Here is a 25,862-nt window from a genome sequence, read left to right as displayed (position 1 = left end):
TTACATATCATGATAAGCGAATGCGCAACGAAGACAAAAACTCTTTACACTCAAACTAACAGATAGCTCAAGCTTTTGTCCAAACTTTGACAAAGGAATTCGAAATTATACCCAAATAACCTTAGGTTGAAGAGTGATAGTCCCAAATCTTGGCGAAAATGTCCTAAACAATAAACAAAATAGCCAGAGCGAATGGCTCTGGCTATTTTTGAATTCCGGTCGTTTATACAGCTTTCACTTCAATGGTATCAGCACCGCGTGACGCTTTCAGCATTGCCGTACGTTTAGTTCGGTCAATTACATCACCGACCAACTGACCACATGCGGCATCAATGTCATCACCACGCGTTTTACGAACCGTAACTGTGTGCTCGTATTGCATCAATGTTTTTTGGAAGCGATCAATACGTGAGTTACTTGGTTTCTTGTAAGGTGAACCTGGGTACGGGTTAAACGGAATCAAGTTAATCTTACATGGTGTGTCTTTCATCAGCTCAGCCAGTTCACGAGCATGGTCCATGTCATCGTTCACATGATCAAGCAACACGTACTCGACTGTTACCTTGCCACGGTTTGCATTCGATGAAGCAATGTAACGACGAACGGATGCTAGGAAATCTTGAATATCCCAACGATCGTTAATTGGCATGATTTCACTACGCAGCTTATCGTTTGGCGCATGAAGAGAGATCGCCAACGCAACGTCGATTTTGCCCGTCATCTGATCAAGACCAGAAACCACACCTGATGTTGATACGGTTACGCGACGCTTCGACAAACCAAAGCCAAGGTCATCCAGCATTAACTCCAATGCAGGAATCAAGTTCTTCATATTAAGAAGCGGCTCACCCATGCCCATCATCACGACGTTCGTAATTGGGCGACGGCCTGTTTCTTTCTCAAGACCAATTTCACGTGCAGCACGCCACACCTGACCGATGATCTCTGAAACTTTCAAGTTACGGTTAAAGCCCTGCTGTGCTGTTGAGCAGAACTTACATTCCAATGCACAACCTACTTGAGAAGATACACAAAGCGTTGCGCGATCATCTTCTGGAATGTAAACCGTTTCTACATCCTGATCACCAACCTTCATTGCCCACTTGATCGTGCCGTCTGAAGAATGCTGGGCTTCTGCTACAGTTGGAGCTTTAATTTCACACTTGTGTAAGAGCTTTTCGCGCAGCTTCTTGTTGATGTTTGTCATTTTTTCGAAGTCATCTACACCGAAATGGTAGATCCACTTCATAACCTGATCGGCACGAAACGCTTTCTCGCCAAGTTCTTCCGCGAAAAACTGACGCATGCCTTTGCGATCAAAGTCGAGTAGATTGATTTTTTCAGTGGTCATGTTGCCTCTCAATGACTGAAACAAGAATAAGGGCGCGAATTGTACAGCCTTTATGCAGCTACAACAAGGGGTGTAAGACCCTGAGTTTGCTAAGGCATTAAAATAAAAACGATTAAATTTTAAACAGATTTTGCGGTGAGAATAATGATTAGACAACCGACAGCAAAAGCGTAGAAGTGATACAGAGAAAACAGTGAGAACAAACACACTTAACTAAGCTTTCCCCCCTGTAAGATGCTCAAATTAGCCAACGTCTTCGCGAATAATTACGAATGAACTCGCCGGGGAAATGGAGAACGCGGAATAAAAAACCTCGGACAATTCCGAGGTCATTACGAACTAGATCATCACGCAAAAGTGATGCATGAACGAGTTAGCGAGAGAAAACTTCTGATTCAGGGAAGAAAAACTCAATTTCACGAGCGGCAGACTCAGGGCTATCTGAACCATGAACTGAATTGTGACGCATGCTGAGTGCGTAATCAGCACGCAAAGTGCCACATGCCGCGTCCTCTGGGTTGGTTTTACCCATTAGCTCGCGGTAACGTGCAATCGCATTTTCGCCTTCCAATACCTGAACCATAATAGGACCAGATGTCATGAACTCTTTTAGAGGAGGGAAAAACTCTTTACCTTCATGCTCTGCATAAAAGCCGCTTGCCTGATCTTCTGTCAGGTGAACCATTTTGGCAGCGATGATACGTAGGCCAGCCTTTTCAATACGATTGTAGATTTCACCAATTAGGTTTCGCTCTACAGCATCAGGCTTAATGATTGAAAATGTTCTTTCTAGAGCCATAAAATTTCCTTTCTGTACTTGTAATAATAGTTGTGCTTTTAAAGTGACTTACTGGGTAAGAGCAGCACTCAAACAAGAGAGTGCTGCAATCAATCTTATTTTCCAGCTTGCTCATTGAGGAAACGAGCAAGTGTACGAACACCCATACCCGTTGCTCCCGCAGCCCATTTATCAGAAGCGGCTTTACGATACGTACCCGCACAGTCGAAATGTAACCAGCCTTTTTTGTAGTCCTCAACGAAGTAAGACAAGAATGCAGCTGCAGTACTTGCACCTGGAGAATAATCACCAGAGCTGATATTCGATAAATCGGCAAAATTAGATGGCAGCATTTCTCGATGGAAATCAGCAAGTGGTAGCGGCCACAAGCCTTCTTTTTCCTGGTTTGCCGCCGTAAGCGCTTGATGCGATAGCTCATCATCAAAGCTCATTAGCGCATGGTAATCGTTACCTAACGCATTCTTCGCTGCGCCTGTTAACGTCGCGCAGTCAATGATTAACTCAGGCTTTTGCTCACTGGCGTAGATAAGACCGTCTGCAAGCACCAAGCGACCTTCCGCGTCGGTATTCATAATCTCAACGGTTTTGCCGTTTTTGTAAGTGATGATGTCGCCAAGCTTAAGGGCACGGCCAGAAACCATGTTCTCAGCACAACACAAGATCAGTTTTACGCGCTTGTTTAAACCGCGCAAGATAGCTAATCCTAGGCCACCAGTTATAGTACCCGAGCCACCCATATCTGCTTTCATTGCACTCATGAAGGTAGAAGGCTTCAAGCTGTAACCACCGGAATCAAAGGTGATGCCTTTACCCACAAGACATGCGAATACAGGTGCGTTTTCGTCACCAGTTGGGTTGTAGTCTAACTGAAGCATCGCAGAAGTACGCTCAGAACCACGGCCTACTGCGTAAATACCTTCCCAACCTTCTGCCAACAAGTCTTTGTCTTTGACGATACGAGCTGTCACCGTGCCTTTCGGCGCAACAGATTTGATGAATTCAGCAGCCATTGTCGCTAGCTGACGAGGAGCAACTTCTTCTGCCGTTTTGTTGATAATATCGCGGGTAAAATCAGTCGAAGTAATACGAGCTTGAAGCTCTGCTTGATCTTCATCAGACAATGCTGCCCACTCAACTGAGCCATGTTTTTTAGGGTTACGGAACCCTTGGTGGAAAGCCCATACGCTCTCTAGATCCCAGTTATCACCAGAAAGAAAAATAGAACGAATTCCTTGGCCATCTAGCTGACGAGCTGCACGTTGAATTGCGCCGAGATCATGACCTTCACCTAAGTGAATAGTTGCGCCGTTTTCAGCAAATGAAAGCAGTGCTTTTTCACCCCAATGTGGTGCTGCCGACTCTTGACTTAAAAATACAGACATCTGTGTAGACATGGTTTCTCCTTGTCTTATAGCAGCGTTGCCTACGCTGCTTCTTTTTAATAACTCACGGATGTTAGCATTATGTAGGGCAAAAATGTCAATTGGATAAAAAAACGGACCTAAAGGTCCGCTTTTTTTAGTAAGAATTGTTAACTAGGCTGTGTTTTACAGACTTAGTCTGCTTCATCCATCCAGCACATGATAACGGCTTCCAGAATCTTTTCGTTACAATGGTTTGGGTCATCTTCAAACTCATCTAACTCCATGATCCATTGATGAAGATCGGTAAAACGCACCGTTTGCGGATCAACATCTGGAAACTTGTCACAAAGTTCAATCGCGATATCGCGAGAATCTGTCCATTTCATTGCTCATCTTCCTTTTGCTTCTTCCCTATATTGGGAAGATAGTTTTAGTGATCTTCTGAAGCGTGGTTTAGCGTGTACTTAGGAATTTCTACCACTAAGTCTTCATCAGCAATTTTCGCCTGACACCCTAGACGTGATTCAGGCTCTAGACCCCACGCTTTATCCAGCATGTCGTCTTCCAGCTCTTCACTTTCTTCTAGCGAATCAAAACCTTCACGGATGATCACGTGGCAGGTGGTACAAGCACATGATTTTTCACACGCATGTTCAATACCGATACCATTTTTTAGCGCTACGTCCAGAACGGTTTCACCAGTGTTTGCTTCCAACACTGCGCCTTCTGGGCACAAATCGTCGTGTGGTAATACAATAATCTTAGGCATAACTACTTATCTCTTATATATCGTCTACTGATTGACCTGACAGAGCAGCTCGAATCGATTTATCCATACGGCGCGATGCGAAATCTTGGCTCGCTTTATCGGTATCTTTAATGCCTTGCTCAATCGCATCTGCATCATCACCATTACGCAGCTCAATCAAGGCTTCGATGGCTTTTATCAGGTCTTGTTTCTCTTGTTCTGATAGTAGTTCGTCACCATCAGCTTGCATGGCTGCAATCAAGCCTTCTATCACACGGTCGGCCTCAACACGCTGCTCAGCTAGCGCACGAGCTTGCATGTCTTCTTTAGCGTGAGTCATTGAATCACGCAGCATATCCGCCACTTCATTATCGCTTAACCCGTAAGAAGGTTTTACTTGAATCTCTGACTGAACACCGGTGCTCTTTTCCATTGCCGTAACAGAAAGAAGACCGTCAGCGTCAACTTGGTAAGTCACACGAATATGTGCTGCACCCGCCGCCATCGGTGGAATGCCTTTCAATGAGAAACGAGCCAGTGAACGACAATCATCAACCATTTCACGTTCACCTTGTACCACATGAACACTCATGGCCGTTTGGCCATCTTTGAATGTGGTAAATTCTTGCGCACGCGCAACAGGAATCGTGGTATTGCGAGGGATGATCTTCTCAACCAAACCACCCATGGTTTCAATACCAAGCGACAGTGGGATCACGTCAAGAAGTAACATTTCTGAATCAGGCTTGTTACCCGCTAGAATGTCGGCTTGGATACCCGCGCCGATTGCGACAACTTCATCAGGATTAATGCTTGTTAGCGGTGTGCGGCCAAAAAACTCGCCTACCATTTCACGAACCAGCAATGTGCGTGTTGAACCACCAACCATGACAACTTCGAGTACTTCCTCTGCATCAACATCAGCATCTTTTAATGCACGACGACAAGACATTAGTGTTTTCTTCACTAGTGGGCGAATCAGATCTTCGAACTGCTCACGAGTAACGGTGCCCTTCCAGCCAAACACATCAACATCAACGCTGTCTTGCTCAGAGAAAGCAATCTTAGTCGCAGTAGCAATGTTCAGTAGCGTACGGTTTTTTTCAGCAGAAAGTGGGGCTTCGAGACCCGCTTGCTCCATTAGGTAATCCGCTAACAGATGGTCAAAGTCATCACCGCCTAACGCAGAGTCACCGCCTGTTGCTAATACTTCAAATACGCCTTTCGACAAGCGTAGGATAGAGATATCAAATGTACCGCCGCCTAGGTCATAAACTGCAATCACTCCTTCTTGGCCTGAGTCTAAGCCATAAGCAATTGCCGCGGCAGTTGGTTCGTTCAGAAGACGGAGCACATGAAGGCCAGCTAATTTCGCGGCGTCTTTCGTACCTGCACGCTGAGCATCATCAAAGTAAGCAGGAACAGTGATCACAACACCCGCTAACTCACCACCTAACGTTTCTTCTGCTCGCTTACCTAGCGCTTTTAGAATGTCCGCAGATACTTCAATCGGGTTTTTGTCACCTTGAGGCGTTTGCAGGATCGGAAGACCATTTTCACTCTCTCTAAAACGATAAGGAAGTGAAGAGTAACGGGACTGGATGTCCTTTAATGAACGACCGATCAAACGTTTTACAGAGATAATAGTGTTCTCTGGTTCAAGCTCTGCTTTGGCTTTGGCTTCGTGGCCAACCGTTAACGTTTCCTCAGTGTAATTAACGACTGAAGGTAAAATAGTACGGCCCTGCTCGTCCGCAAGTGGAGTTGCATCGCCGCTACGTACAGAAGCAACCAAAGAGTTGGTAGTACCTAAGTCGATACCCGCTGCTAACTTATGCTCATGAGGTGCCGAGCTTTGGCCCGGTTCTGCGATTTGAAGTAGTGCCATGATAGGTCCTTGTCACGCTAACTAGCCGAGGAGTTTGTCTTCGACTAGTTCAATTTCGTTCTTTAGTTTGGCAATGAATTTTAGCTTACGAACTCGGTCTGCGGCTTCAGCCCAAAGACCATCATCAAGCTCTTGCTCGACGCTTGCCAGATGCTGTTTGTACATTTTGCTGACCTTAGAATCGAAGTCAAAAAGCGCCGATTCAGGATCGGTGCTGTCAGCAATTTCTTCCAGTTCTTCGCGCAGCTCCATTTGCTCCATTAAGAACATTGGATCTTGCATTGTCTGCTGTTCACCTCGGATCTCAACTCCCTGCTCTGCGAGGATGTACTCGGCACGGGAGATAGGATTTTTCAGAACTTGATAGGCATCGTTGATTTGCGCTGCCTTTTGCACCGCCATCAAACGGTCACGTTCAGATCCCGTTGCAAAGTTATCCGGGTGGAAGCGTTTTTGTAGTTCTCGGAACTGAGAAGAAAGAAGGCTACCATCCAGCTTAAACTGACTTGGTAGCCCAAATAATTCAAAGTGATTCATTAAGTTCGGGTCCTAGTAAAGCCTTCCGGACTCGCTTGCCCAGAAGGACAATCAATTAGACGTTGAAGCTTTCACCACAACCACATTCACTTTTCGCGTTAGGGTTGTTGAATTCAAAACCTTCATTCAACCCTTCTTTCACGTAATCCAATTCGGTACCGTCTAGGTACACTAAGCTTTTTTTGTCGATGATGATTTTCACTCCAGAGAGTTCAAAAACTTCATCTTCTTCGTTAAGCTCATCGACAAACTCAAGTACATATGCCATGCCTGAACAACCAGTCGTCTTCACTCCAAGGCGTAAACCGATACCTTTGCCTCGGTTATCTAGGAATGCTCTTACGCGACTTGCCGCTGATTCTGTCATTGTGATGGCCATACTGCACCTTAGTCTGTCTAAATTTCGATTGGAATGGGAGCGTCAAAGCTCCCATTATATTACGGAATAATTATTCTTGGTGTTTTTTCTTGTAGTCTGCAACCGCTGCTTTGATTGCATCTTCAGCAAGAATTGAACAGTGAACTTTCACTGGTGGAAGCTCTAGCTCTTCAGCAATTTCAGAGTTTTTAATTGCTGCTGCTTCATCAACTGACTTGCCTTTTACCCACTCAGTTACTAGTGAGCTTGATGCGATTGCACTACCACAACCGTATGTTTTGAACTTCGCATCTTCGATGATACCTTCCGGTGTCACTTTGATTTGAAGCTTCATTACGTCACCACAAGCTGGAGCGCCAACCATGCCGCTACCTACTGATGGGTCTTCTTTATCGAATGAACCAACGTTACGTGGGTTCTCGTAGTGATCAATTACTTTTTCGCTGTATGCCATGATAAATTACCTCGAATCCTCTATTTCAATCCCTGAGATTAATGGTGAGCCCATTCAACAGTGCTCAAATCAATCCCTTCTTTGTACATATCCCATAGAGGAGACATGTCGCGTAGCTTAGTCACTGCAACGCGGATTTGTTCAATTGCGTAATCAATTTCTTCTTCAGTCGTGAAACGACCAAACGAGAAACGAACCGAGCTGTGAGCCAATTCGTCATCCATGCCTAGGGCACGAAGAACGTAAGAAGGCTCAAGGCTTGCAGACGTACAAGCACTACCAGAAGATACCGCTAGATCTTTAAGCGACATTAGTAGTGATTCACCTTCTACGAATGCGAAACTGATGTTTAGGTTGTGTGGTACACGCTGCTCAAAGTCACCGTTTACCGTCACTGCTTCTAAGTCTTTCACGCCATCAAAAAGACGGTTACGAAGCGCTAAAGCATGATCGTAATCTTTTTGCATGTCTTCTTTTGCAATGCGGAATGCTTCACCCATACCTACGATTTGGTGAGTAGGTAGTGTACCAGAGCGGAAACCACGCTCATGACCGCCACCGTGCATTTGCGCTTCAAGACGAATACGAGGCTTACGACGTACATAAAGTGCACCGATACCTTTAGGACCGTAAACTTTGTGAGCAGAAAGTGAAATTAGATCAACTTTCATCTCTTGAACGTCGATTGGTAATTTACCAGCAGATTGCGCAGCGTCCACGTGGAAAACAATTTTACGCTCACGGCACAGTTCGCCGATCGCTGTAATGTCTTGAACCACACCAATCTCGTTGTTTACATGCATAATAGACACAAGCACGGTGTCATCACGCATGGCTGCTCTAAGCTTCTCTAGATCGATCAAGCCATTTGATTCTGGCTCAAGGTAAGTCACTTCAAAGCCTTCACGCTCAAGTTGACGACATGGGTCAAGAACGGCTTTGTGCTCTGTTTTACAAGTGATTACGTGCTTGCCTTTCTTCGAGTAAAAGTGCGCTGCACCTTTAATCGCAAGGTTGTCTGATTCTGTCGCACCAGATGTAAATACGATTTCGCGAGGATCTGCATTTAGAAGGTCAGCAATTTGCTCACGAGCAGTATCGACCGCTTCTTCTGCCTGCCAGCCGTAACGGTGCGAACGTGACGCTGGGTTGCCAAATGTGCCATCCATTGTCATGTACTGAACCATTTTTTCAGCAACACGTGGATCAACTGGACATGTAGCGGAATAATCAAGATAAATCGGCAGTTTCATTCTCTACTCCAATGTAAAAAGCTGACCGCTAAGAGCGGACGTTTACACCGATGGGCGCGGCGGTTGTATTTTTGTTTGATAGCCCATGGGTTACCGCCAGATCAATGTCCTGACGATCAGAAATTTCGAGTACTTCATTGTCTGTCATCAACTCACCAAGAGTGATGTTATTCAAAAAGTCACTAATGCGAGAGCTTAGGTCACGCCACAGCGTGTGAGTAAGGCAACGTGTTCCACCTTGGCAATCTCCTTTACCTTGGCATTTGGTTGCATCTACTGACTCATCAACGGCAGCAATCACGGTACCAATAGCGATACTGTGAGCGTCGGCACCAAGTCGGTAACCACCACCAGGACCACGAACGCTGGCAACGAGACCTGCTTTACGCAATTTTGAAAATAGCTGCTCTAAGTAAGAGAGCGAGATCCCTTGACGCTCTGAAATATCAGCCAGAGGTACAGGGTTTTGTTGCGAATGCAGTGCCACATCCAGCATGGCTGTCACCGCATATCTTCCTTTAGATGTAAGTTTCATACCACACCGTATCCACATGGTTTGTAATGGTTAAGATTTTTCCATACCTGAGTAATTTGGTCAAGTATTTATTTGACCATTTTACTCAGGTATTCATCCTTACACCTAAAGTGGTTATTGTTTACTCAGAACTTCTTTTCTATCGAAGTCAAAACGCCTCGTAGAATATTAAGTTCTTGGGTTTCTGGTCGAGCACGAGAGAACAAACGGCGCAACTTATTCATCACCTGTCCAGGTTGCTCTTTGTTAATAAACTGGGTCTCAACCATCACCTTTTCAAGATGCTCGAAGAACATTTCGAGTTCTCGATGACGCGGGTATTCTTCCGATTCATTTGGGGAAAACTGGCTTTGCTCTAAGTTCAAGTGTGCAACTCGCACTTCGTAACTGAGAGTTTGTACAGCCATAGCTAGGTTAAGCGAGCTGTACTCAGGATTAGCGGGAATACAAACATGGTAGTGGCACTTTTGTAGCTCTTCGTTTGTCAAACCAGTTCTTTCTCGGCCAAACACGAGCGCAACCGGATGCTTTCGGCCTTCAACTGCAAATTTCTCACCGCATTCACGTGGCTCGAGCATTGGCCATTCTAATGTACGAGAGCGGGCGCTAGAACCCACAACAAGGCCACAATCTTCAACCGCTTCTTCTAATGTGCCGACAATCTTTGCATTTTGAGCAATATCACCAGCACCCGCAGCTAAAGCAAGAGTTTGTTCATCCACTTCACATTGTGGATCGACTAATACTAGTTGGTTTAAACCCATCACTTTCATTGCTCGAGCTGCTGAGCCAATATTGCCTGAATGAGAGGTACCTACGAGTACAATTTTTACTTGATCCAACATCTGTGTTTGCTACCTAAATTAAAACCGCAGAATGTTATCATAGTTTTTTGAGACACCCTAGAGGCAAGCAGACCTCTCTTCTCATTCTTGGTTATTGTTCTCGTCCGCAGTATGCTCTGTACACTCAGTCGGCCGCAATTAGAGCAAAAAATAACCACTTCCCTTTTTGATTATCTCTGGTATACTCGCCGCCGCTTTCATTTGTTCTTTAACATCCGTTGGGAAATTCGTATGCATCCAATGCTAAACATTGCTATTCGCGCTGCGCGAAAGGCAGGCAATCATATTGCTAAATCATTAGAAAACACTGATAAAGTAGAATCTACTCTTAAAGGCACTAATGACTTTGTCACTAACGTAGACAAAGAAGCAGAATACATCATCATCGATACTATCAAGCAGTCTTACCCTGAGCACTGTATCGTTGCTGAAGAACAAGGTCTTATCGAAGGTAAAGATAAAGACGTACAATGGATCATCGACCCACTGGATGGCACCACTAACTTTGTAAAAGGTTACCCAACTTTCGCGGTTTCTATCGCTGTTCGTATTAAGGGCAAAACTGAAGTTGCTTGTGTTTACGATCCAATGCAAAACGAGCTATTCACTGCACAACGCGGTGCCGGCGCTCAACTAAACAGTGCACGTATTCGTGTTGCTCAACTAAAAGACCTTCAAGGCACTGTTCTAGCAACAGGCTTCCCATTCAAGCAGAAACAACACGCTGAGTCTTACATCAAGATCGTTGGTGCGCTATTCACTGAATGTGCTGATTTCCGTCGTAGCGGCTCTGCTGCTCTTGACCTTTGTTACGTGGCTGCTGGCCGTGTTGATGGTTACTTCGAGCTAGGCCTAAAACCTTGGGATATGGCAGCAGGTGAGCTTATTGCTCGTGAAGCTGGCGCAATCCTAACTGACTTTGCTGGCGGCACTGACTACATGAAGTCTGGTAACATCGTTGCTTCAAGCGCTCGTGGCGTAAAATCTATCCTTAAGCACATTCGCGAAAACGGTAACAGCGCGATCCTTAAGTAAGATTTGAAAGTCATATATAGCCCGTCACGCTGATGACTTTAGAAAGCCCCGCTCATTGAGCTGGGCTTTTTTGTATCTACTGCTCCGTATCGACTTAGCTGTAGCTGAAGGCTCTTCATACAGAGAGGCTCTACAAGCTCACTACTCTATTCAGATACAAAAAAACCGCTGATTGTTCAGCGGTTTTTGTTTTCGGTTCTCAATCTGCCTTATGGCATTTCGTCGAACTCTGCACCTTCTTTTTCTACTTGAGGTGGCATCAAGTGCTCTTTCTGGATGCCCAGTTTCAGCGCTAGTGCTGATGCTACGTAGATAGAAGAGTAAGTACCAACAGTGATACCTAGTAGTAGTGCAGTTGCGAAGCCGTGAATCATCGCACCACCCTGCATGAACAGTGCAATTACTACGAACAAGGTTGTACCCGACGTAATCAATGTACGGCTCAACGTTTGAGTGATTGAGGCGTCCATAATGTCTGAAGGCTCACCCTTACGCATCTTACGGAAGTTTTCACGAATCCGGTCAAATACAACGATGGTATCGTTGAGTGAGTAGCCCACAACTGTCAGTAGCGCAGCTACGATAGTCAGGTCAACTTCAATTTGTAGAAACGAGAAGACACCTAGCGTGATAATTATATCGTGAGCCAATGCCATTACCGCACCAGCCGCTAGACGCCATTCAAATCGCATCGATACATAAAGCAGGATACAGATCAGCGACACGAGGATCGCTAGACCGCCAGCTTCTGTTAGCTCATCACCAACGTTAGGACCTACGAATTCAATACGACGCATTTCTACGCTTTCGCCAGTACCATCTTTGATAGCACCAATGATTTGGTTGCCCAGCGTTTCACCAGAAACGTCATCACGTGGACGAAGACGAACCATTACTTCACGAGCACTACCGAAGTTTTGTACTGTCGCATCACCAAAACCTTTCGCCTCTAAAGCGGTTCGGATTTTTTCAAGGTTCGCAGGTTTTTCAAAGCCAACTTCAATTAGCGTACCGCCAGTGAAGTCTAGGCCCCAATTTAGCCACTTAGTTGACAAAGTGAAGATAGAAGCAGCAATCATAAAGATTGAAAAAACGAATGCTACTTTCGACCAACGCATAAAGCCGATCGTCTTCTCTGCTTTTAGAATTTGAAACATATTAATTCCCAGCCTTAGATCGACAATTTATCAACGCGTTTGCCACCGTAAATCAGGTTCACGATACAACGTGTACCAATAATGGCGGTGAACATTGAAGTTAAGATACCGATAGATAGAGTAACCGCGAAACCTTTCACTGCACCAGTACCGACTGCAAATAGGATAATTGCAGTAATCAGTGTCGTGATGTTCGCATCGGCAATCGTACTGAATGCATTCGCGTAACCTTGGTGAATAGCTTGTTGTGGACTACGCCCATCACGAAGCTCTTCACGGATACGCTCGAAGATCAGTACGTTCGCATCAACCGCCATACCGACCGTTAACACGATACCGGCAATCCCCGGAAGCGTCATGGTAGCGCCTGGAATCATCGACATAACACCAATGATCAACACTAAGTTAGCCATTAGAGCGATGTTGGCAATCAAGCCAAAGCCACGGTAGTAAAGCAGCGTAAACAGCATTACGGCAACCATACCCCAGATACACGCTTGGATACCCATATCGATGTTTTGCTGGCCCATTGATGGACCAATAGTACGCTCTTCAACGATAGAGATAGGTGCGATCAGTGCACCAGCACGTAATAGAAGTGCAAGGTTGTGCGCTTCAGCTGCGGAGTCTATACCCGTGATACGGAAGTTACGTCCAAGAGCCGATTGAATCGTCGCTTGGTTGATGACTTCTTCATGCTTATCTAGGATGACTTTGCCTTCTGGCGTACGACGACCACTGTCTTTGTACTCAGCAAACACGGTAGCCATTAGCTTACCGATGTTCTTCTTAGAGAACGCTGACATCTTGTTACCACCTTCGCTGTCTAGCGAGATGTTAACTTGTGGACGACCGTATTCATCGACACTTGAGCTTGCATCCGTAATGCTTTGACCACCAAGAATAACACGCTTCTTAAGCACAACCGGACGACCGTCTCGGTCCATTTTGATTTCACTGCCTGCTGGCGCACGACCATTTGCCGCCGCTGATAGGTCAGCTTTATCGTCAACTTCACGGAATTCTAGCGTTGCAGTCGCACCTAGAATCTCTTTTGCACGAGCAGTATCTTGAACACCAGGAAGCTCAACAACAATTCGACTTGCACCTTGACGTTGAACGAGAGGCTCTGCAACACCTAGCTCGTTTACACGGTTACGTAAAATCGTAATGTTTTGCTCAACAGCGTAGTTACGGATCTCTTGTAAACGTTGCTCGGTAAAGGTCGCAGTAAGAGCGTAACGGCCATTTGAATCAGATTCGACAAAGAGCATGTCCGGGTGATTCTTTTCTAGCATTGCTTTCGCTTCTGCTAATTGCTCTTCGTTACGTAGCAGAACCTCTACCGCTTCTTTGCCAGAAGGGCGGATAGCACGATAACGAATTTTTGCCTCACGAAGTTCGCTACGGAAAGCTTCTTCTTGCTGACCAACGAGCTTTTCCATCGCAGCGTCCATGTCTACTTCCATTAAGAAGTGGACACCACCACGAAGGTCAAGACCCAGCTTTAATGGTGACGCGCCAATCGCTTCTAGCCAATCGGGTGTAGAAGGAGCAAGGTTAAGTGCAACAATTGTGTCTTTGCCAAGCGCTTCGCTGATGACATCACGAGCACTGATTTGCGTGTCAGTGTCGTTAAAACGAACAAGAATTGATCCATTCTCGAGAGCAATGGATTTATGAGAGAGTTGCTCTTTATCAAGAGCAGTAGTGACAGCATCCAGCGTTGACATATCTACAGAGGCGCCACGCGCCCCTGTAACTTGAATAGCCGGATCTTCACCGTAGATATTTGGAAGTGCGTATAACGCAGCGGTGATGATGGCAAAAAATACCATCAAGTACTTCCATAATGGATAACGGTTTAGCACAGCGAGGATCCTTTAGCTGTTTTATAGAGACTTAAGCGTACCTTTTGGCAACACTGCAGTGATGAAGTCTTTCTTGATTACCACTTCATTGTTCGCGTTAAGCTCGATTGAAATGTAGTCATTGTCTTCAGCAATCTTAGTGATTTTACCCACTAGGCCACCGCTAGTTAGAACTTCGTCGCCTTTGCCCATAGAAGCCATTAGGTTCTTGTGCTCTTTTACACGTTTCGCTTGTGGGCGGTAAATCATGAAGTAAAAGATCACTGCGAACATGCCAAGCATGATTAGCATTTCAAAACCACCGCCTGCTGGCGCGCCTTCTGCTGCTGCGTGAGCCTGAGAAATAAACATTAAAACATCCTCATTATATTTTATTGATAATCCAACAAGTTGGGCTTTCGCATTTTAGATTCAAGTCTGAGAGTAACTAATAGCGATCACTCTCTCAAAAATAACGTGCGTTAGCCTACTTTATTAGCAAAAGCCTCTGGCGACATGCCAAAGGCTTTAATTCTTTTTAGTCCGTCAATGACTGTTCTTTTGCTAGTGGTGGCACTTCACGGCCACGACGCTCATAGAACTCAGTAACAAACTCATCAAAACGATCTTCATCAATCGCTTTACGAATACTTTCCATCAGACGCTGGTAGTAGCGTAGGTTGTGGATCGTATTCAGACGAGCACCCAGAATTTCATTACAACGCTCTAAGTGATGAAGGTACGATTTACTGTAGTTTTGACAAGTGTAACAGTCACAGTGCGGATCCAACGGGGTTGTATCCGTTTTATGTTTCGCATTACGGATCTTGATCACACCACCAGTCACAAACAGGTGACCATTACGCGCGTTACGCGTTGGCATTACACAGTCAAACATGTCGATACCGCGGCGAACACCTTCAACCAAGTCTTCTGGTTTACCCACGCCCATTAGGTAGCGAGGCTTGTCTTCTGGAAGCTGCGGACAAGTGTGCTCAAGAATACGGTGCATGTCTTCTTTAGGCTCGCCTACTGCCAAGCCACCAACCGCGTAACCGTCAAAACCGATTTCCGTTAGACCTTTTACCGACACATCACGTAGATCTTCGTAAACACCACCTTGAACAATACCAAACAGGTTGTTCGGGTTTTCTAGCTTCTCGAAGTGATCACGTGAGCGCTGTGCCCAACGTAGTGACATTTCCATCGATTTCTTCGCTTCATCGTGTGTCGCTGGGTATGGCGTACACTCGTCAAAAATCATGACGATGTCAGAACCTAGGTCTTTTTGAATTTCCATCGACTTTTCTGCGTCCATGAAAATCTTGTCACCATTAACTGGGTTACGGAAGTGCACACCCTCTTCGGTAATAGTACGCATCTTGCCAAGGCTGAATACTTGGAAGCCGCCTGAATCAGTAAGAATAGGACCGTGCCAGTTCATAAAATCATGCAAGTCGCCGTGCATTTTCATGACTTCTTGACCTGGACGCAGCCAAAGGTGGAACGTGTTACCTAGTAAGATTTCTGCGCCCGTACCTTTCACTTCTTCTGGCGTCATGCCTTTAACCGTACCGTAAGTACCAACTGGCATAAACGCTGGGGTTTGAACAGTGCCACGTTCGAAAGTCAGTTGACCACGACGCGCATTGCCGTTTTTCTTCTTAAGATCGAATTTTAATTTCACGATGCCTCCGGGTGTCAGAGAAACAGTCTGACTGAGTGTTTAGGGCTCTACCCTACTTTAAGGAGCGGTCGCTTTTCCTTGCGAGAGATAAAGCAGAGGTTCTGCTCTATTTCCTAGCTTACTGCTAGCACTCGTAAATCTTATTTTTTACTAAATCGTTTTCTTCTTGATGAACATTGAATCACCATATGAGAAAAAGCGATATTTGTTTTCTACCGCATGCTTGTAAGCATTCATGGTGTTCTCATAACCTGCAAATGCACTCACCAACATGATCAGTGTTGATTCTGGCAAGTGGAAATTGGTAATCAAGCAATCCACAAGCTGATATTCGTAGCCAGGGAAAATAAAGATTTCTGTATCACCAAAGAATGGGGCCAACTCAGTCCCTTTTTTCAATGCGTCTTGCGCTGCGCTTTCAAGTGAGCGTACCGATGTAGTACCAACAGCAATAATTCGTCCACCGCGCGCTTTCGTCGCTTTAATTGCTTCGACGACTTCTTGCGGTACTTCTACGTACTCAGCGTGCATATGGTGATCGTTGATGTTTTCTACTTTTACTGGCTGGAATGTACCTGCCCCAACGTGCAAAGTGACGTAAGCAAACTCTGCGCCTTTCGCTTTGATTTTCTCTAGTAGAACATCATCAAAATGAAGACCCGCTGTCGGCGCCGCTACTGCGCCTGGCTTCTGGTTATATACGGTTTGGTAACGCTCTTTATCTGCATCTTCATCTGGGCGGTCAATGTAAGGAGGAAGTGGCATGTGGCCGATTTCTTCCAAAATTTCTAATACCGTCTTATCAGCGTTAAATTTCAGTTCAAATAGAGCGTCATGACGCGCCACCATTTCTGCTGAGTATTCATCATTCTCGCCAACAATGATGGTTGTACCTGGTTTTGGAGATTTAGAGCAGCGAACGTGCGCGAGGATGCTTTTCTCGTCAAGCATGCGCTCCACCAGCACCTCTAGCTTACCACCCGACTCTTTACGACCAAAAAGACGAGCAGGTATAACACGAGTATTATTAAACACCACGAGATCACCGGGTTGAACTTGGCCCAATACATCAGTAAATGTGCCATCAATTAGCTCTCCGGTATTGCCGTCCATTTGTAATAGTCGGCTAGCGGTACGCTCTGGCTGAGGGTAACGAGCGATAAGTTCATCTGGAAGGTCGAAATGGAAATCTGATACTTGCATGTTACTTGTCTTATATATTGGTCAAATCACGTCTAGGACGACGATAAAATTGCGACGAGTTTTTCGCAGCAGACTAGTATATGTTTACATGCTGCAATAGCAAGCAAATCCCCAGAATATCACTGTAAAAGCCATGATGAAGAGTGTAATAAAACGTGAAAAACCGCGATCACTTGGCATTATTTTTCAGTTTAAGTCGAAAGAAATGGAACATTAAAAAGCAAAGCAGCGCATAACGCTGCTTACTCGTTTGGTATTCAAATCGCCCTATCAAACCTCACGCCTTCGCCACCACGCCAAGGGTACGAATAGACTCAATAGCCACAGACCCAAACTGCCACCATCATCATCTGACCCTTTGAAATCACAGTTATTGGTTGCGATACCGTCGTGACACTCTTTATCTCCGCCGACTTCGTTATTAGCCTCTTTAATAAAGTTCGGTGCAATGATGTAGCTACTTGGTGGCGCATCGGCAGTAATGTAAGACTGTACCCAGTCGTAATATTGGCTCACCTTGGTGTAGAAACTTGGAATCGTCAAAGAGCCACAAGTCGGAAGAATGAGAGGTCCACCGCTAACAATACCAATCTGTTTTCCCGTCGCCACATCGACCAGCGGCCCCCCACTGTCACCTTTACATGCAGAGTTGCCATATTGGGTGTGGCTATCCGGCTCTAATACTCGGTTTTTCGTTGGTAGCGTACAAATTTTGGTTTGGTTTTCTCTTGAGTCGATGATCCCCGGAAAACTGCTGCCAATTTCTAAACGCTCATAACATTTGTCGATGGGTAAAAATGTACTAATGGTGGTTTTGAGCGTATTGGAAGGTTCAGAAGCATCCGGCTGAGTGGTCCCCCACCCAAACACTTGCACATTTTCGACACGTTGATTGGTCAGGTAATTATCGTTCCAATCCGCAGCCAACCGCGCTTCGATACTCTCCATGTCGGCTTTGTTTGCTAAATCAGCAAAGCTTGCGTTTGCCACTGGGCGCGTGAGATACAGCAACGCGATGTCTGAGTCTAAACCGGTTTGGATAGGTTTCACGTTACCACTACTGTCGGTCTCAGCTTTTGAAATCCGCGTGTAATCAGGGTGAACCACAACGTGAGACACCGGATAGAAGTTATCAAGCCCTGCTGAATTAAGTTCATGCATATTCGCATTCACCGACAACTCGCCCGGCGGGGTCACATAGTAGCTGGCTTCATTCGTTCCCTGCCCCATTACCACGCAGTGTGCCGCAGTCAACACCCACTGCTCCGTCAGCATGGTGCCGCCACACAGTGGGAACTCTGCCATATTACTTGCTCGTAAAGTAACACGATCAACAGAGTCGGTTAGTTCATCTCCTAACACAATCGCCTGTGCTGATTGCACACTGAATGCCGCCACTGCCAGCGCAATGAGTTTGTTACACGTTGTTCTTTTCATTTAGGTTGCTGTCTTCAATTTGGTAAGCCTGAGCGTATCTTCTTCGAGAGACGAATCTTGGAAAATCCAACGAATAAAAATGTGCGATTCAATTCATTGGATTACCTTGGGTACACATTCAATATCAATCAAAAATGCCAACTGACTCGCACGCAAACCGACTTATTCAAATTAATAAAAACGTCGATAAGACACAGATTACGAAGACAAAAAGAAGCGCAAGTGTATTGTGCTATTTAATTGATGAAAAACGAGTTAGCTCCCAGATATACAGAAAAATATTCTCTATATTTAAGAGAAGGACAATGCCGCTGGAGGTCTCTATGATCAAGGTTGAAGACATGATGACTCGTAATCCTCATACCTTACTGCGCACGCACACCTTGCGTGATGCAAAAAGCATGATGGATGCGCTTGATATTCGACATATTCCGGTTGTTGATGCCAATAACCACTTACAAGGCTTGGTGACTCAACGCGACATTCTTGCTGCTCAAGAATCGAGCTTGCACCCAGATGAGGCTGAACAATCTTTTACTCTAGATACACCGCTCTACGAAATGATGCACACCAACATCATGACGGCCGAACCCATCGCGGGGCTTAAAGAGAGCGCTATCTACATGCAAAAGCACAAAGTTGGCTGTTTACCTGTTGTCACCAAGGGTCGATTGGTAGGCATCATTACTGACAGTGACTTTGTGACCATTGCGATTAACTTATTGGAACTGCAAGAAGAAGTGGAACCCGAAGAAATCGAGCCAGAAGAATAATACGCAAACGCGTTATCTTGGGTGTAAATTTCGTTTCTTAAACGTTTTAAACGAAAAAAGAGCGGCAAGGTTGCCGCTCAAAATGCCATTACTGACGCTGATTAAGGAAGTGTTTCTCTGCCAATTAGAATTGGTCTTCTTCGGTCGAACCTGTCAATGCGGTCACTGAAGAGTTACCACCTTGGATAGTATTGGTCATTCTATCGAAGTAACCTGTACCTACTTCTTGTTGGTGTGCAACAAAGGTATAGCCTTTTTCTGCCGCCTGGAATTCAGGACGCTGAACTTTCTCAACATAATGACGCATACCTTCACCTTGAGCATAAGCGTGTGCCAGTTCGAACATGTTGAACCACATGTTGTGAATACCTGCTAGCGTGATGAATTGGTACTTGTAGCCCATGTCTGCCAACTCTTGTTGGAACTTAGCAATGGTTTCTGCATCTAGGTTTTTCTCCCAGTTGAATGAAGGCGAACAGTTGTACGCCAACAATTGATCTGGGTATTCAGCGTGAATCGCTTCTGCAAACTTACGTGCTTCTTCCAAACATGGCGTAGCCGTTTCACACCAAATCAAATCTGCATATGGTGCGTAAGCCAGGCCACGAGAAATCGCTTGGTCGATCCCCGCGCGAACGCGGTAGAAACCTTCTTGAGTACGCTCTCCTTCAATAAAGTCTTTATCGTATGGGTCGCAATCTGAAGTAATGAGATCTGCCGCATTCGCATCAGTACGAGCAATAACCAAGGTTGTTGTACCCGCTACATCAGCAGCTAAACGAGCAGCAACCAGTTTTTGTACCGCTTCTTGCGTTGGAACTAATACCTTGCCGCCCATGTGGCCACACTTTTTCACCGATGCTAGCTGGTCTTCAAAGTGAACGCCCGCTGCGCCTGCTTCGATCATCGATTTCATGAGCTCGTAAGCGTTAAGCACACCACCAAAGCCCGCTTCAGCATCCGCTACGATTGGTAGGAAGTAGTCAATACCGCCTTCATCTTCAGGCGATTTACCTGCTGACCATTGGATTTGGTCTGCACGACGGAACGAGTTATTGATGCGTTTTACTACTGACGGTACAGAATCTACTGGGTATAGAGACTGGTCAGGGTACATCGTTGAAGCGGTGTTGTTGTCCGCCGCTACCTGCCAACCAGATAGGTAAATCGCTTCAATACCAGCTTTAGCTTGTTGAACAGCTTGGCCGCCAGTTAACGCACCAAGACAGTTTACGTAACCTTTTTTCGCGCTACCGTTGACCAGTGACCAAAGTTTGTCTGCACCACGTTGTGCAATTGTGTTGGCTGGTACCATAGAGCCACGCAGTTCCACCACTTCCTCGGCAGTATATGTACGCTTTACATTTTTCCAGCGCGGGTTAGTTGCCCAGTCTTTTTCCAGAGCTTCAATTTGTTGGCGGCGAGTTAAGTTAGTCATTGGTCTATCCCTCTTTATAATTTGCACTTTATGCGTGTGCGTTGAGTTTCCGTTCTCAGGCAGTACTTCCCTATCTGCCTTGAAAATCCTTCACGTTATTGGTGTTACAGTTATTCTTTATTAATCCAGGTAGTCATAACCAGGAACTGTTAAAAAGTTGGTCAGCTCATCGCTCGTAGTGAGCCTTGCCATCAAGTCTGCCGCTTCTTCAAATCGACCCGCTTGGTAGCGCTGCTCGCCAATTTCTTGTTTCACTACTTCAATCTCTTCTTTTAGATAGAGCTCGAACAGATCCTTAGTGACCTTCAATCCGTTATCTAGCGACTTGCCGTGTTGAATCCATTGCCAGATAGAAGCGCGAGAGATTTCAGCTGTCGCCGCATCTTCCATCAAGCCATAAATCGGTACACAACCATTACCAGAAATCCAAGCTTCGATGTATTGCAGCGCAACACGAATATTGTGGCGCATTCCGGCTTCTGTACGCTCGCCTTCACAAGGCTCGAGTAGTTCAGCCGCTGTAATAGGTGCATCCTCTGAACGACTCACATCCAATTGGTTGGTGCGCTCGCCCAGTACAGCACTAAAAACTTCCATCGCGGTGTCAGCCAAACCTGGATGAGCTACCCAAGTACCGTCGTGACCATTGTTTGCTTCTAGCGATTTGTCAGTCTGGATCTTGTCTAATACTTTTTGATTCTCTTGCGGGTCTTTCGCTGGGATAAAGGCGGCCATTCCTCCCATCGCGAAAGCACCTCGTTTATGACAAGTACGCACCAATAATCGCGAGTAAGCGTTCAAGAATGGCTTGTCCATAGTGACCACTTGGCGATCTGGCAGTACGCGTTCAGGGTGCTTCTTCAAGGTTTTGATGTAGCTAAAGATGTAATCCCAGCGACCACAGTTCAAACCAACGATGTGTTCTTTAAGTGAGAACAGAATCTCATCCATTTCGAATACGGCTGGTAAAGTTTCAATCAGCACAGTCGCTTTGATGGTGCCTGTATCAAGACCGAAATAGTCTTCCGTGAAATGGAACACTTCGCTCCACCACTTCGCTTCGTGATGCGATTGCAGTTTTGGAATGTAGAAATAAGGGCCGCTGCCTTTTTGAAGTAACGCTTTGTAGTTGTTATAGAAGTACAGAGCGAAATCGAATAGCGCACCTGGAATGATCTGACCGTGCCACGTAACGTGTTTTTCTTTTAAATGAAGGCCGCGAACACGGCAGATCAACACCGCTGGGTCATCTTCCAGCTGATAATGCTTGCCATTGCCAGGGTTGGTGTAACTGATGGTGCCATTCACGGCATCGCGTAAATTCACTTGCCCATCCAGCACTTTACTCCATGCTGGAGACATTGAATCTTCGAAGTCTGCCATAAACACTTTTACATTCGCATTCAGTGCGTTAATCACCATCTTGCGATCAGTTGGTCCGGTAATCTCCACTCGGCGATCTTGCAGATCTTGTGGGATTCCTAGGATCTTCCAACTTCCTTCACGGATGTCTTGTGTCTCTGGTAGAAAATCTGGTAGCTCACCAGCATCAATACGTGCTTGCTTCTCTTCTCGTGCTTCCAGCAACTGTTCAACACGTCCGGCAAATTTTTCACACAGTAGAGATAAAAAGGTTTGGGCTTCAACAGGGAAAATTGCTTGATGTTCTGGAGCAACGACTCCATTCACCTCAAGCATGCCTTGGGTTTGCTTTAGTTGTTGTGTTTTTTGTTCTGTCTGAGCAAGCATAATCATTCATCCTTAACGTGCTTTATCAATCTTGGGCAATCAGCGTAAAGCTACATTTGTAAGTTATGAACAACAAATTACATCCTTTAACTTTGTGTTCAACTCGTCTAGCCATGTCGATAGATTGCGTAATGCTACGTGTATTTTCAATCTAGACATAAGTCGTACCGGCCTTTAAACAAGCTATCTCAACAAAGGGGTTAACGAAACCCCCAAGATAAACAAAACAGAAAATTCGAAGTTTTATTCGGCAGGGTAAAAACCGCCTATCGAACACCTATTTTTGTAATTTATTACGTAATTAAATTACATTAATTTTAAGGCCGATTTATCATTTCAAACGAGTGTATGAATATAGACTGGCAAACAAACACCTTGTATTCACAAGGGCTGGCAAGGTGAACTCAAACAAGGGTCAAACAAGACATACAAGGTTTTGTGTAAAATTAACATTGTGAAATTTCACTATTTTATGAAAGCTTCATCAAAGAAGAGCTGTAAAATTTTACAAGTCAAAGTTCACCAACAGAATAAAATACTAGAAAGCGCACTGTTTTCAGTGCGCTTTTAGATAAATAATGGAGATGTAGAGGCTAATACTAATAGCTAAAGCAGCTCGGAAACGACTTCTGCAAGCTGATTAAATGTTTTCGTTCTTGATGAACTCGGACGCCAAACTAAGCCAATTTCACGATAGGCTTGCTTTCCTGGGGGATCGATCACGACTAAATTCTGGTTATGCAGCAGGCCGTGGTCGATAGCCATTTGAGGAATGAACGTCGTTCCTAAACCATTCGCAACCATTTGCACCAAAGTATGAAGGCTGGTTGCTGTAAACGGATTAATTTTTTCTTTATCTGTTAATTTACACGCTGATACCGCGTGTTCCGTTAAGCAATGCTCTTTCTCTAATAAAAAGACGGATTCGTCAGGTAAATCTGCGTAACGAATCGGCACAGGCACCGATTGGGCTTGATTCGCACTAATAACCATTCGAAACGGATCCTTACCCACCACTCGACTTTCCATACCGTCAATTTCAACTGGCAACGCTAAAATGAGTACATCCAACTCACCGTGTCTAAGCGCTTGAAGTAAGTTTGTTGTCGTGTCTTCTCTTAATAAAAGATTCAGTTGTGGGAAACGGTAGTTAACCTCTTGCACCAAATCACACAGTAAAAACGGAGCAATTGTTGGTATGCATCCCACTTTTAGCTGGCCTTGCATATCGTCGCCTTGGCACATACGTCCAAGCTCGACCAAATCTTGCCCTTTTGCTAACAGCTCTCGCCCCTGCTTTACTACCATTTCTCCTGTTTGGGTAAAAACCAGTGGACTTTTCTTGTCTTTTTTTTCATATAATGGACAACCAATCAATTCCTCTAAGTTTTGAATACCTTTACTTAAAGTCGACTGACTGACAAAACAACGCTCTGCAGCGTCACTAAAATGTCTTGTTTCATGCAGTGTGACTAAGTAGTGCAACTGCTTCAAACTGGGCCATTTATTCATAATTGTATTTGTATCTACCGCCGTTCCAGTGATCGAGTTAAGAGTTTTGCTATTATCGTTTTTTTCGATTAACTCAATCTATTTATTTCGCTTTTTTCAATACTACAATCTGTACTATAGTTTGTCTCGTACAAACACGGACCAAACCGACACAACTGAATTCGGTTTGGAACTAACCATACTTTTTAGGAGCAAAAAAATGGTACTAGTAGGTCGTCAAGCCCCTGATTTTACTGCAGCAGCTGTTCTAGGTAACGGTGAAATCGTTGAAAACTTCAACTTTGCAGAGTTCACTAAAGGTAAGAAAGCAGTAGTATTCTTCTACCCACTAGATTTCACTTTCGTTTGCCCATCTGAGCTAATCGCATTCGACAACCGTCTAGCTGATTTCCAAGCTAAAGGTGTTGAAGTAATCGGTGTTTCTATCGATTCTCAGTTCTCTCACAACGCATGGCGTAACACTGCTATCGAAGATGGCGGTATCGGTCAAGTTAAGTACCCACTAGTTGCTGACGTTAAGCACGAAATCTGTAAAGCTTACGACGTTGAGCACCCAGAAGCAGGCGTTGCTTTCCGTGGTTCTTTCCTAATCGACGAAGAAGGCGTTGTACGTCACCAAGTAGTTAACGACCTACCACTAGGCCGTAACATCGACGAAATGCTACGCATGGTTGACGCTCTTAACTTCCACCAGAAGCACGGCGAAGTATGTCCTGCACAATGGGAAGAAGGTAAAGCAGGTATGGACGCATCTCCAAAAGGTGTTGCAGCGTTCCTATCTGAGCACGCAGCTGACCTAGGCAAAAAATAATAGACCTTCACCCTAGCTCAACGGGTGTGATGGTTGGATGTATATAAAGCAAAAAGCTAATGTGGAAAACCGCAAACGCCAATCAGTCTAAGTAAAGTCTTATCAAAGCCCAGAGCAAATGCTCTGGGCTTTCTTTTACCTTTAGATAAACCGCCAAAATGAGGTAACGCAGCAGCGTAAACTTTACCTCTATTTCTCATTCCCTCCATACAGATTCTGCTTACTGGCCCTGTTAATATCTTAGCCACAACACTTATTTGTAACGTTAGCAGGATGAATGAACGTGGTTACTCACCTAGAAGTCTGTATCGATAATATTGAATCTCTGCACTACGCCATTGCTGGCGGCGCCACTCGGATTGAGCTTTGCTCCTCTTTGGCTTTAGGCGGACTAACACCCAGTTATGGCTTTATGCAGCAAGCGGCTAAGCTTTCTAGTGTTCCAGTTTATGCCATGATCCGCCCACGCCAAGGTGACTTCTTCTACAATGAAGAAGAGATCGAAATGATGCGTTGGGATATTGAAGCGGCTCACCAATCGGGCTTGGATGGTGTGGTTCTCGGTGTACTCACCCAAGAAGGGGATATCCACATGCCCTTTGCAACAGCACTGTGCGAATTCGCACAGGAATTAGGGCTGGGCGTAACGTTCCATCGTGCTTTTGATCAATGTAGAAACGCTCAATCAGCATTGGAAGAGGTCATCAGTTTGGGCTGCGAACGCATTCTCACTTCAGGGCTCGCACCTTCTGCGCCAGCAGGCCAGAAAGTACTTAAATCTCTTGTTGAACAAGCCCAAGGACGCATTGCAATCATGGCGGGTGCTGGCGTTAATGCAAGTAACGTACGTGCATTAGTAGAAGACACTCAAGTTCCTGAAATCCATCTGTCAGGCAAAACGACTCGACCTAGTAAAATGAACTTTGTTGCTGAACAAAGCAAAATGGGCGCAACTGATGTCGATGATTTCTTAATCCCCATCACAAGTACACAAGCCATTACCGATGTCGTAGCAGCTCTCAAATAGACGACCGTAACCTCACACGCATAGCTTTTG

The 25,862-nt window shown here is 45.2% G+C and carries 25 protein-coding genes; 4 read left to right on the top strand and 21 right to left on the bottom strand.

Annotated features, from left to right (window positions below):
• Nucleotides 1-223 precede the first annotated feature (223 nt).
• From rlmN to trmJ, 12 genes are all read right to left on the bottom strand, one after another.
• On the bottom strand, nt 224-1,351 hold the full coding sequence (rlmN, locus tag ACZ5ZC_RS10835; RefSeq protein ID WP_017633913.1) for a dual-specificity RNA methyltransferase RlmN: 1,128 nt from the start codon (nt 1,349-1,351) through the stop codon (nt 224-226).
• A 373-nt stretch (nt 1,352-1,724) separates the two neighbouring features.
• A complete protein-coding gene (gene ndk, locus ACZ5ZC_RS10830; protein ID WP_005381702.1) occupies nt 1,725-2,150 on the bottom strand; it encodes a nucleoside-diphosphate kinase in 426 nt (141 codons plus the stop codon).
• A gap of 95 nt (nt 2,151-2,245) precedes the next feature.
• The gene (gene pepB, locus ACZ5ZC_RS10825; RefSeq protein WP_005381709.1) at nt 2,246-3,544 is read right to left on the bottom strand and encodes an aminopeptidase PepB; all 1,299 of its coding nucleotides are present in this window, start codon (nt 3,542-3,544) and stop codon (nt 2,246-2,248) included.
• A 161-nt stretch (nt 3,545-3,705) separates the two neighbouring features.
• Nucleotides 3,706-3,900, bottom strand: a complete 195-nt coding sequence (gene iscX / locus ACZ5ZC_RS10820) for a Fe-S cluster assembly protein IscX (RefSeq protein ID WP_005391546.1) — start codon at nt 3,898-3,900, stop codon at nt 3,706-3,708.
• Between the two features lie 44 nt (nt 3,901-3,944).
• Nucleotides 3,945-4,283: an ISC system 2Fe-2S type ferredoxin gene (gene fdx, locus ACZ5ZC_RS10815; protein WP_005391548.1), complete on the bottom strand. Its 339-nt coding sequence runs from the start codon at nt 4,281-4,283 to the stop codon at nt 3,945-3,947.
• A 13-nt stretch (nt 4,284-4,296) separates the two neighbouring features.
• On the bottom strand, nt 4,297-6,150 hold the full coding sequence (gene hscA, locus ACZ5ZC_RS10810; protein WP_258662719.1) for a Fe-S protein assembly chaperone HscA: 1,854 nt from the start codon (nt 6,148-6,150) through the stop codon (nt 4,297-4,299).
• A gap of 21 nt (nt 6,151-6,171) precedes the next feature.
• Nucleotides 6,172-6,687, bottom strand: coding sequence for a co-chaperone HscB (gene hscB / locus ACZ5ZC_RS10805; protein WP_012842113.1), 516 nt, complete (start codon nt 6,685-6,687; stop codon nt 6,172-6,174).
• A gap of 55 nt (nt 6,688-6,742) precedes the next feature.
• The gene (iscA, locus tag ACZ5ZC_RS10800; protein ID WP_005391554.1) at nt 6,743-7,066 is read right to left on the bottom strand and encodes an iron-sulfur cluster assembly protein IscA; all 324 of its coding nucleotides are present in this window, start codon (nt 7,064-7,066) and stop codon (nt 6,743-6,745) included.
• A 70-nt stretch (nt 7,067-7,136) separates the two neighbouring features.
• Nucleotides 7,137-7,520 carry a Fe-S cluster assembly scaffold IscU gene (gene iscU / locus ACZ5ZC_RS10795; protein ID WP_005381718.1) on the bottom strand — a complete coding sequence of 128 codons (384 nt, stop codon included), beginning with the start codon at nt 7,518-7,520 and terminating at the stop codon, nt 7,137-7,139.
• Between the two features lie 38 nt (nt 7,521-7,558).
• The gene (locus tag ACZ5ZC_RS10790; RefSeq protein WP_005381719.1) at nt 7,559-8,773 is read right to left on the bottom strand and encodes an IscS subfamily cysteine desulfurase; all 1,215 of its coding nucleotides are present in this window, start codon (nt 8,771-8,773) and stop codon (nt 7,559-7,561) included.
• Between the two features lie 28 nt (nt 8,774-8,801).
• Complete coding sequence (iscR, locus tag ACZ5ZC_RS10785) at nt 8,802-9,308, bottom strand: Fe-S cluster assembly transcriptional regulator IscR (RefSeq protein ID WP_005381720.1); 507 nt, start codon at nt 9,306-9,308, stop codon at nt 8,802-8,804.
• 125 nt (nt 9,309-9,433) lie between these two features.
• Complete coding sequence (gene trmJ / locus ACZ5ZC_RS10780; protein ID WP_005383693.1) at nt 9,434-10,153, bottom strand: tRNA (cytosine(32)/uridine(32)-2'-O)-methyltransferase TrmJ; 720 nt, start codon at nt 10,151-10,153, stop codon at nt 9,434-9,436.
• 231 nt (nt 10,154-10,384) lie between these two features.
• On the opposite strand from trmJ, the gene suhB reads away from it, so the two are divergent.
• Entirely contained in the window at nt 10,385-11,188 is an 804-nt protein-coding gene (gene suhB / locus ACZ5ZC_RS10775) for an inositol-1-monophosphatase (RefSeq protein ID WP_005381722.1), read from the top strand.
• Nucleotides 11,189-11,397: 209 nt separating this feature from the next.
• Here suhB and secF read toward each other — a convergent pair whose 3' ends face one another.
• From secF to ACZ5ZC_RS10745, 6 genes are all read right to left on the bottom strand, one after another.
• The gene (gene secF / locus ACZ5ZC_RS10770; protein WP_464931913.1) at nt 11,398-12,345 is read right to left on the bottom strand and encodes a protein translocase subunit SecF; all 948 of its coding nucleotides are present in this window, start codon (nt 12,343-12,345) and stop codon (nt 11,398-11,400) included.
• A 14-nt stretch (nt 12,346-12,359) separates the two neighbouring features.
• Nucleotides 12,360-14,216 (bottom strand): protein translocase subunit SecD, encoded by a 1,857-nt coding sequence (gene secD, locus ACZ5ZC_RS10765; RefSeq protein ID WP_006741889.1) that lies wholly within the window; start codon nt 14,214-14,216, stop codon nt 12,360-12,362.
• A 21-nt stretch (nt 14,217-14,237) separates the two neighbouring features.
• A complete protein-coding gene (yajC, locus tag ACZ5ZC_RS10760; protein WP_005381725.1) occupies nt 14,238-14,567 on the bottom strand; it encodes a preprotein translocase subunit YajC in 330 nt (109 codons plus the stop codon).
• Between the two features lie 166 nt (nt 14,568-14,733).
• Nucleotides 14,734-15,882, bottom strand: coding sequence for a tRNA guanosine(34) transglycosylase Tgt (gene tgt, locus ACZ5ZC_RS10755; RefSeq protein WP_005391577.1), 1,149 nt, complete (start codon nt 15,880-15,882; stop codon nt 14,734-14,736).
• Between the two features lie 150 nt (nt 15,883-16,032).
• Complete coding sequence (gene queA, locus ACZ5ZC_RS10750) at nt 16,033-17,085, bottom strand: tRNA preQ1(34) S-adenosylmethionine ribosyltransferase-isomerase QueA (RefSeq protein ID WP_006741890.1); 1,053 nt, start codon at nt 17,083-17,085, stop codon at nt 16,033-16,035.
• A gap of 270 nt (nt 17,086-17,355) precedes the next feature.
• Entirely contained in the window at nt 17,356-18,522 is a 1,167-nt protein-coding gene (locus tag ACZ5ZC_RS10745) for a S1 family peptidase (RefSeq protein WP_464931912.1), read from the bottom strand.
• 323 nt (nt 18,523-18,845) lie between these two features.
• Here ACZ5ZC_RS10745 and ACZ5ZC_RS10740 point away from each other — a divergent pair, with 323 nt between their 5' ends.
• On the top strand, nt 18,846-19,295 hold the full coding sequence (locus ACZ5ZC_RS10740; protein ID WP_005391583.1) for a CBS domain-containing protein: 450 nt from the start codon (nt 18,846-18,848) through the stop codon (nt 19,293-19,295).
• A gap of 124 nt (nt 19,296-19,419) precedes the next feature.
• On the opposite strand, the gene aceA is transcribed toward ACZ5ZC_RS10740, so the two are convergent.
• The 3 genes from aceA to ACZ5ZC_RS10725 all read right to left on the bottom strand — a co-directional run bounded on the left by aceA (nt 19,420) and on the right by ACZ5ZC_RS10725 (nt 23,994).
• Nucleotides 19,420-20,733, bottom strand: coding sequence for an isocitrate lyase (gene aceA / locus ACZ5ZC_RS10735; RefSeq protein WP_005391585.1), 1,314 nt, complete (start codon nt 20,731-20,733; stop codon nt 19,420-19,422).
• Nucleotides 20,734-20,853: 120 nt separating this feature from the next.
• A complete protein-coding gene (gene aceB, locus ACZ5ZC_RS10730) occupies nt 20,854-22,482 on the bottom strand; it encodes a malate synthase A (RefSeq protein WP_054868178.1) in 1,629 nt (542 codons plus the stop codon).
• Between the two features lie 606 nt (nt 22,483-23,088).
• Complete coding sequence (locus tag ACZ5ZC_RS10725) at nt 23,089-23,994, bottom strand: hydrogen peroxide-inducible genes activator (protein ID WP_005383681.1); 906 nt, start codon at nt 23,992-23,994, stop codon at nt 23,089-23,091.
• Nucleotides 23,995-24,193: 199 nt separating this feature from the next.
• Between ACZ5ZC_RS10725 and ACZ5ZC_RS10720 the strand changes: the two genes are divergently transcribed.
• Nucleotides 24,194-24,805 (top strand): peroxiredoxin C, encoded by a 612-nt coding sequence (locus ACZ5ZC_RS10720; RefSeq protein WP_005381738.1) that lies wholly within the window; start codon nt 24,194-24,196, stop codon nt 24,803-24,805.
• Nucleotides 24,806-25,088: 283 nt separating this feature from the next.
• Nucleotides 25,089-25,832 carry a copper homeostasis protein CutC gene (locus ACZ5ZC_RS10715; RefSeq protein ID WP_395204212.1) on the top strand — a complete coding sequence of 248 codons (744 nt, stop codon included), beginning with the start codon at nt 25,089-25,091 and terminating at the stop codon, nt 25,830-25,832.
• The last annotated feature ends 30 nt before the right edge of the window (nt 25,833-25,862 follow it).

The sequence above is a fragment of the Vibrio sp. JCM 18905 genome (genome assembly GCF_055393305.1).
Note: the sequence above shows the minus strand (reverse complement) of the source record. Positions and strands in the feature narration are given on the sequence as shown.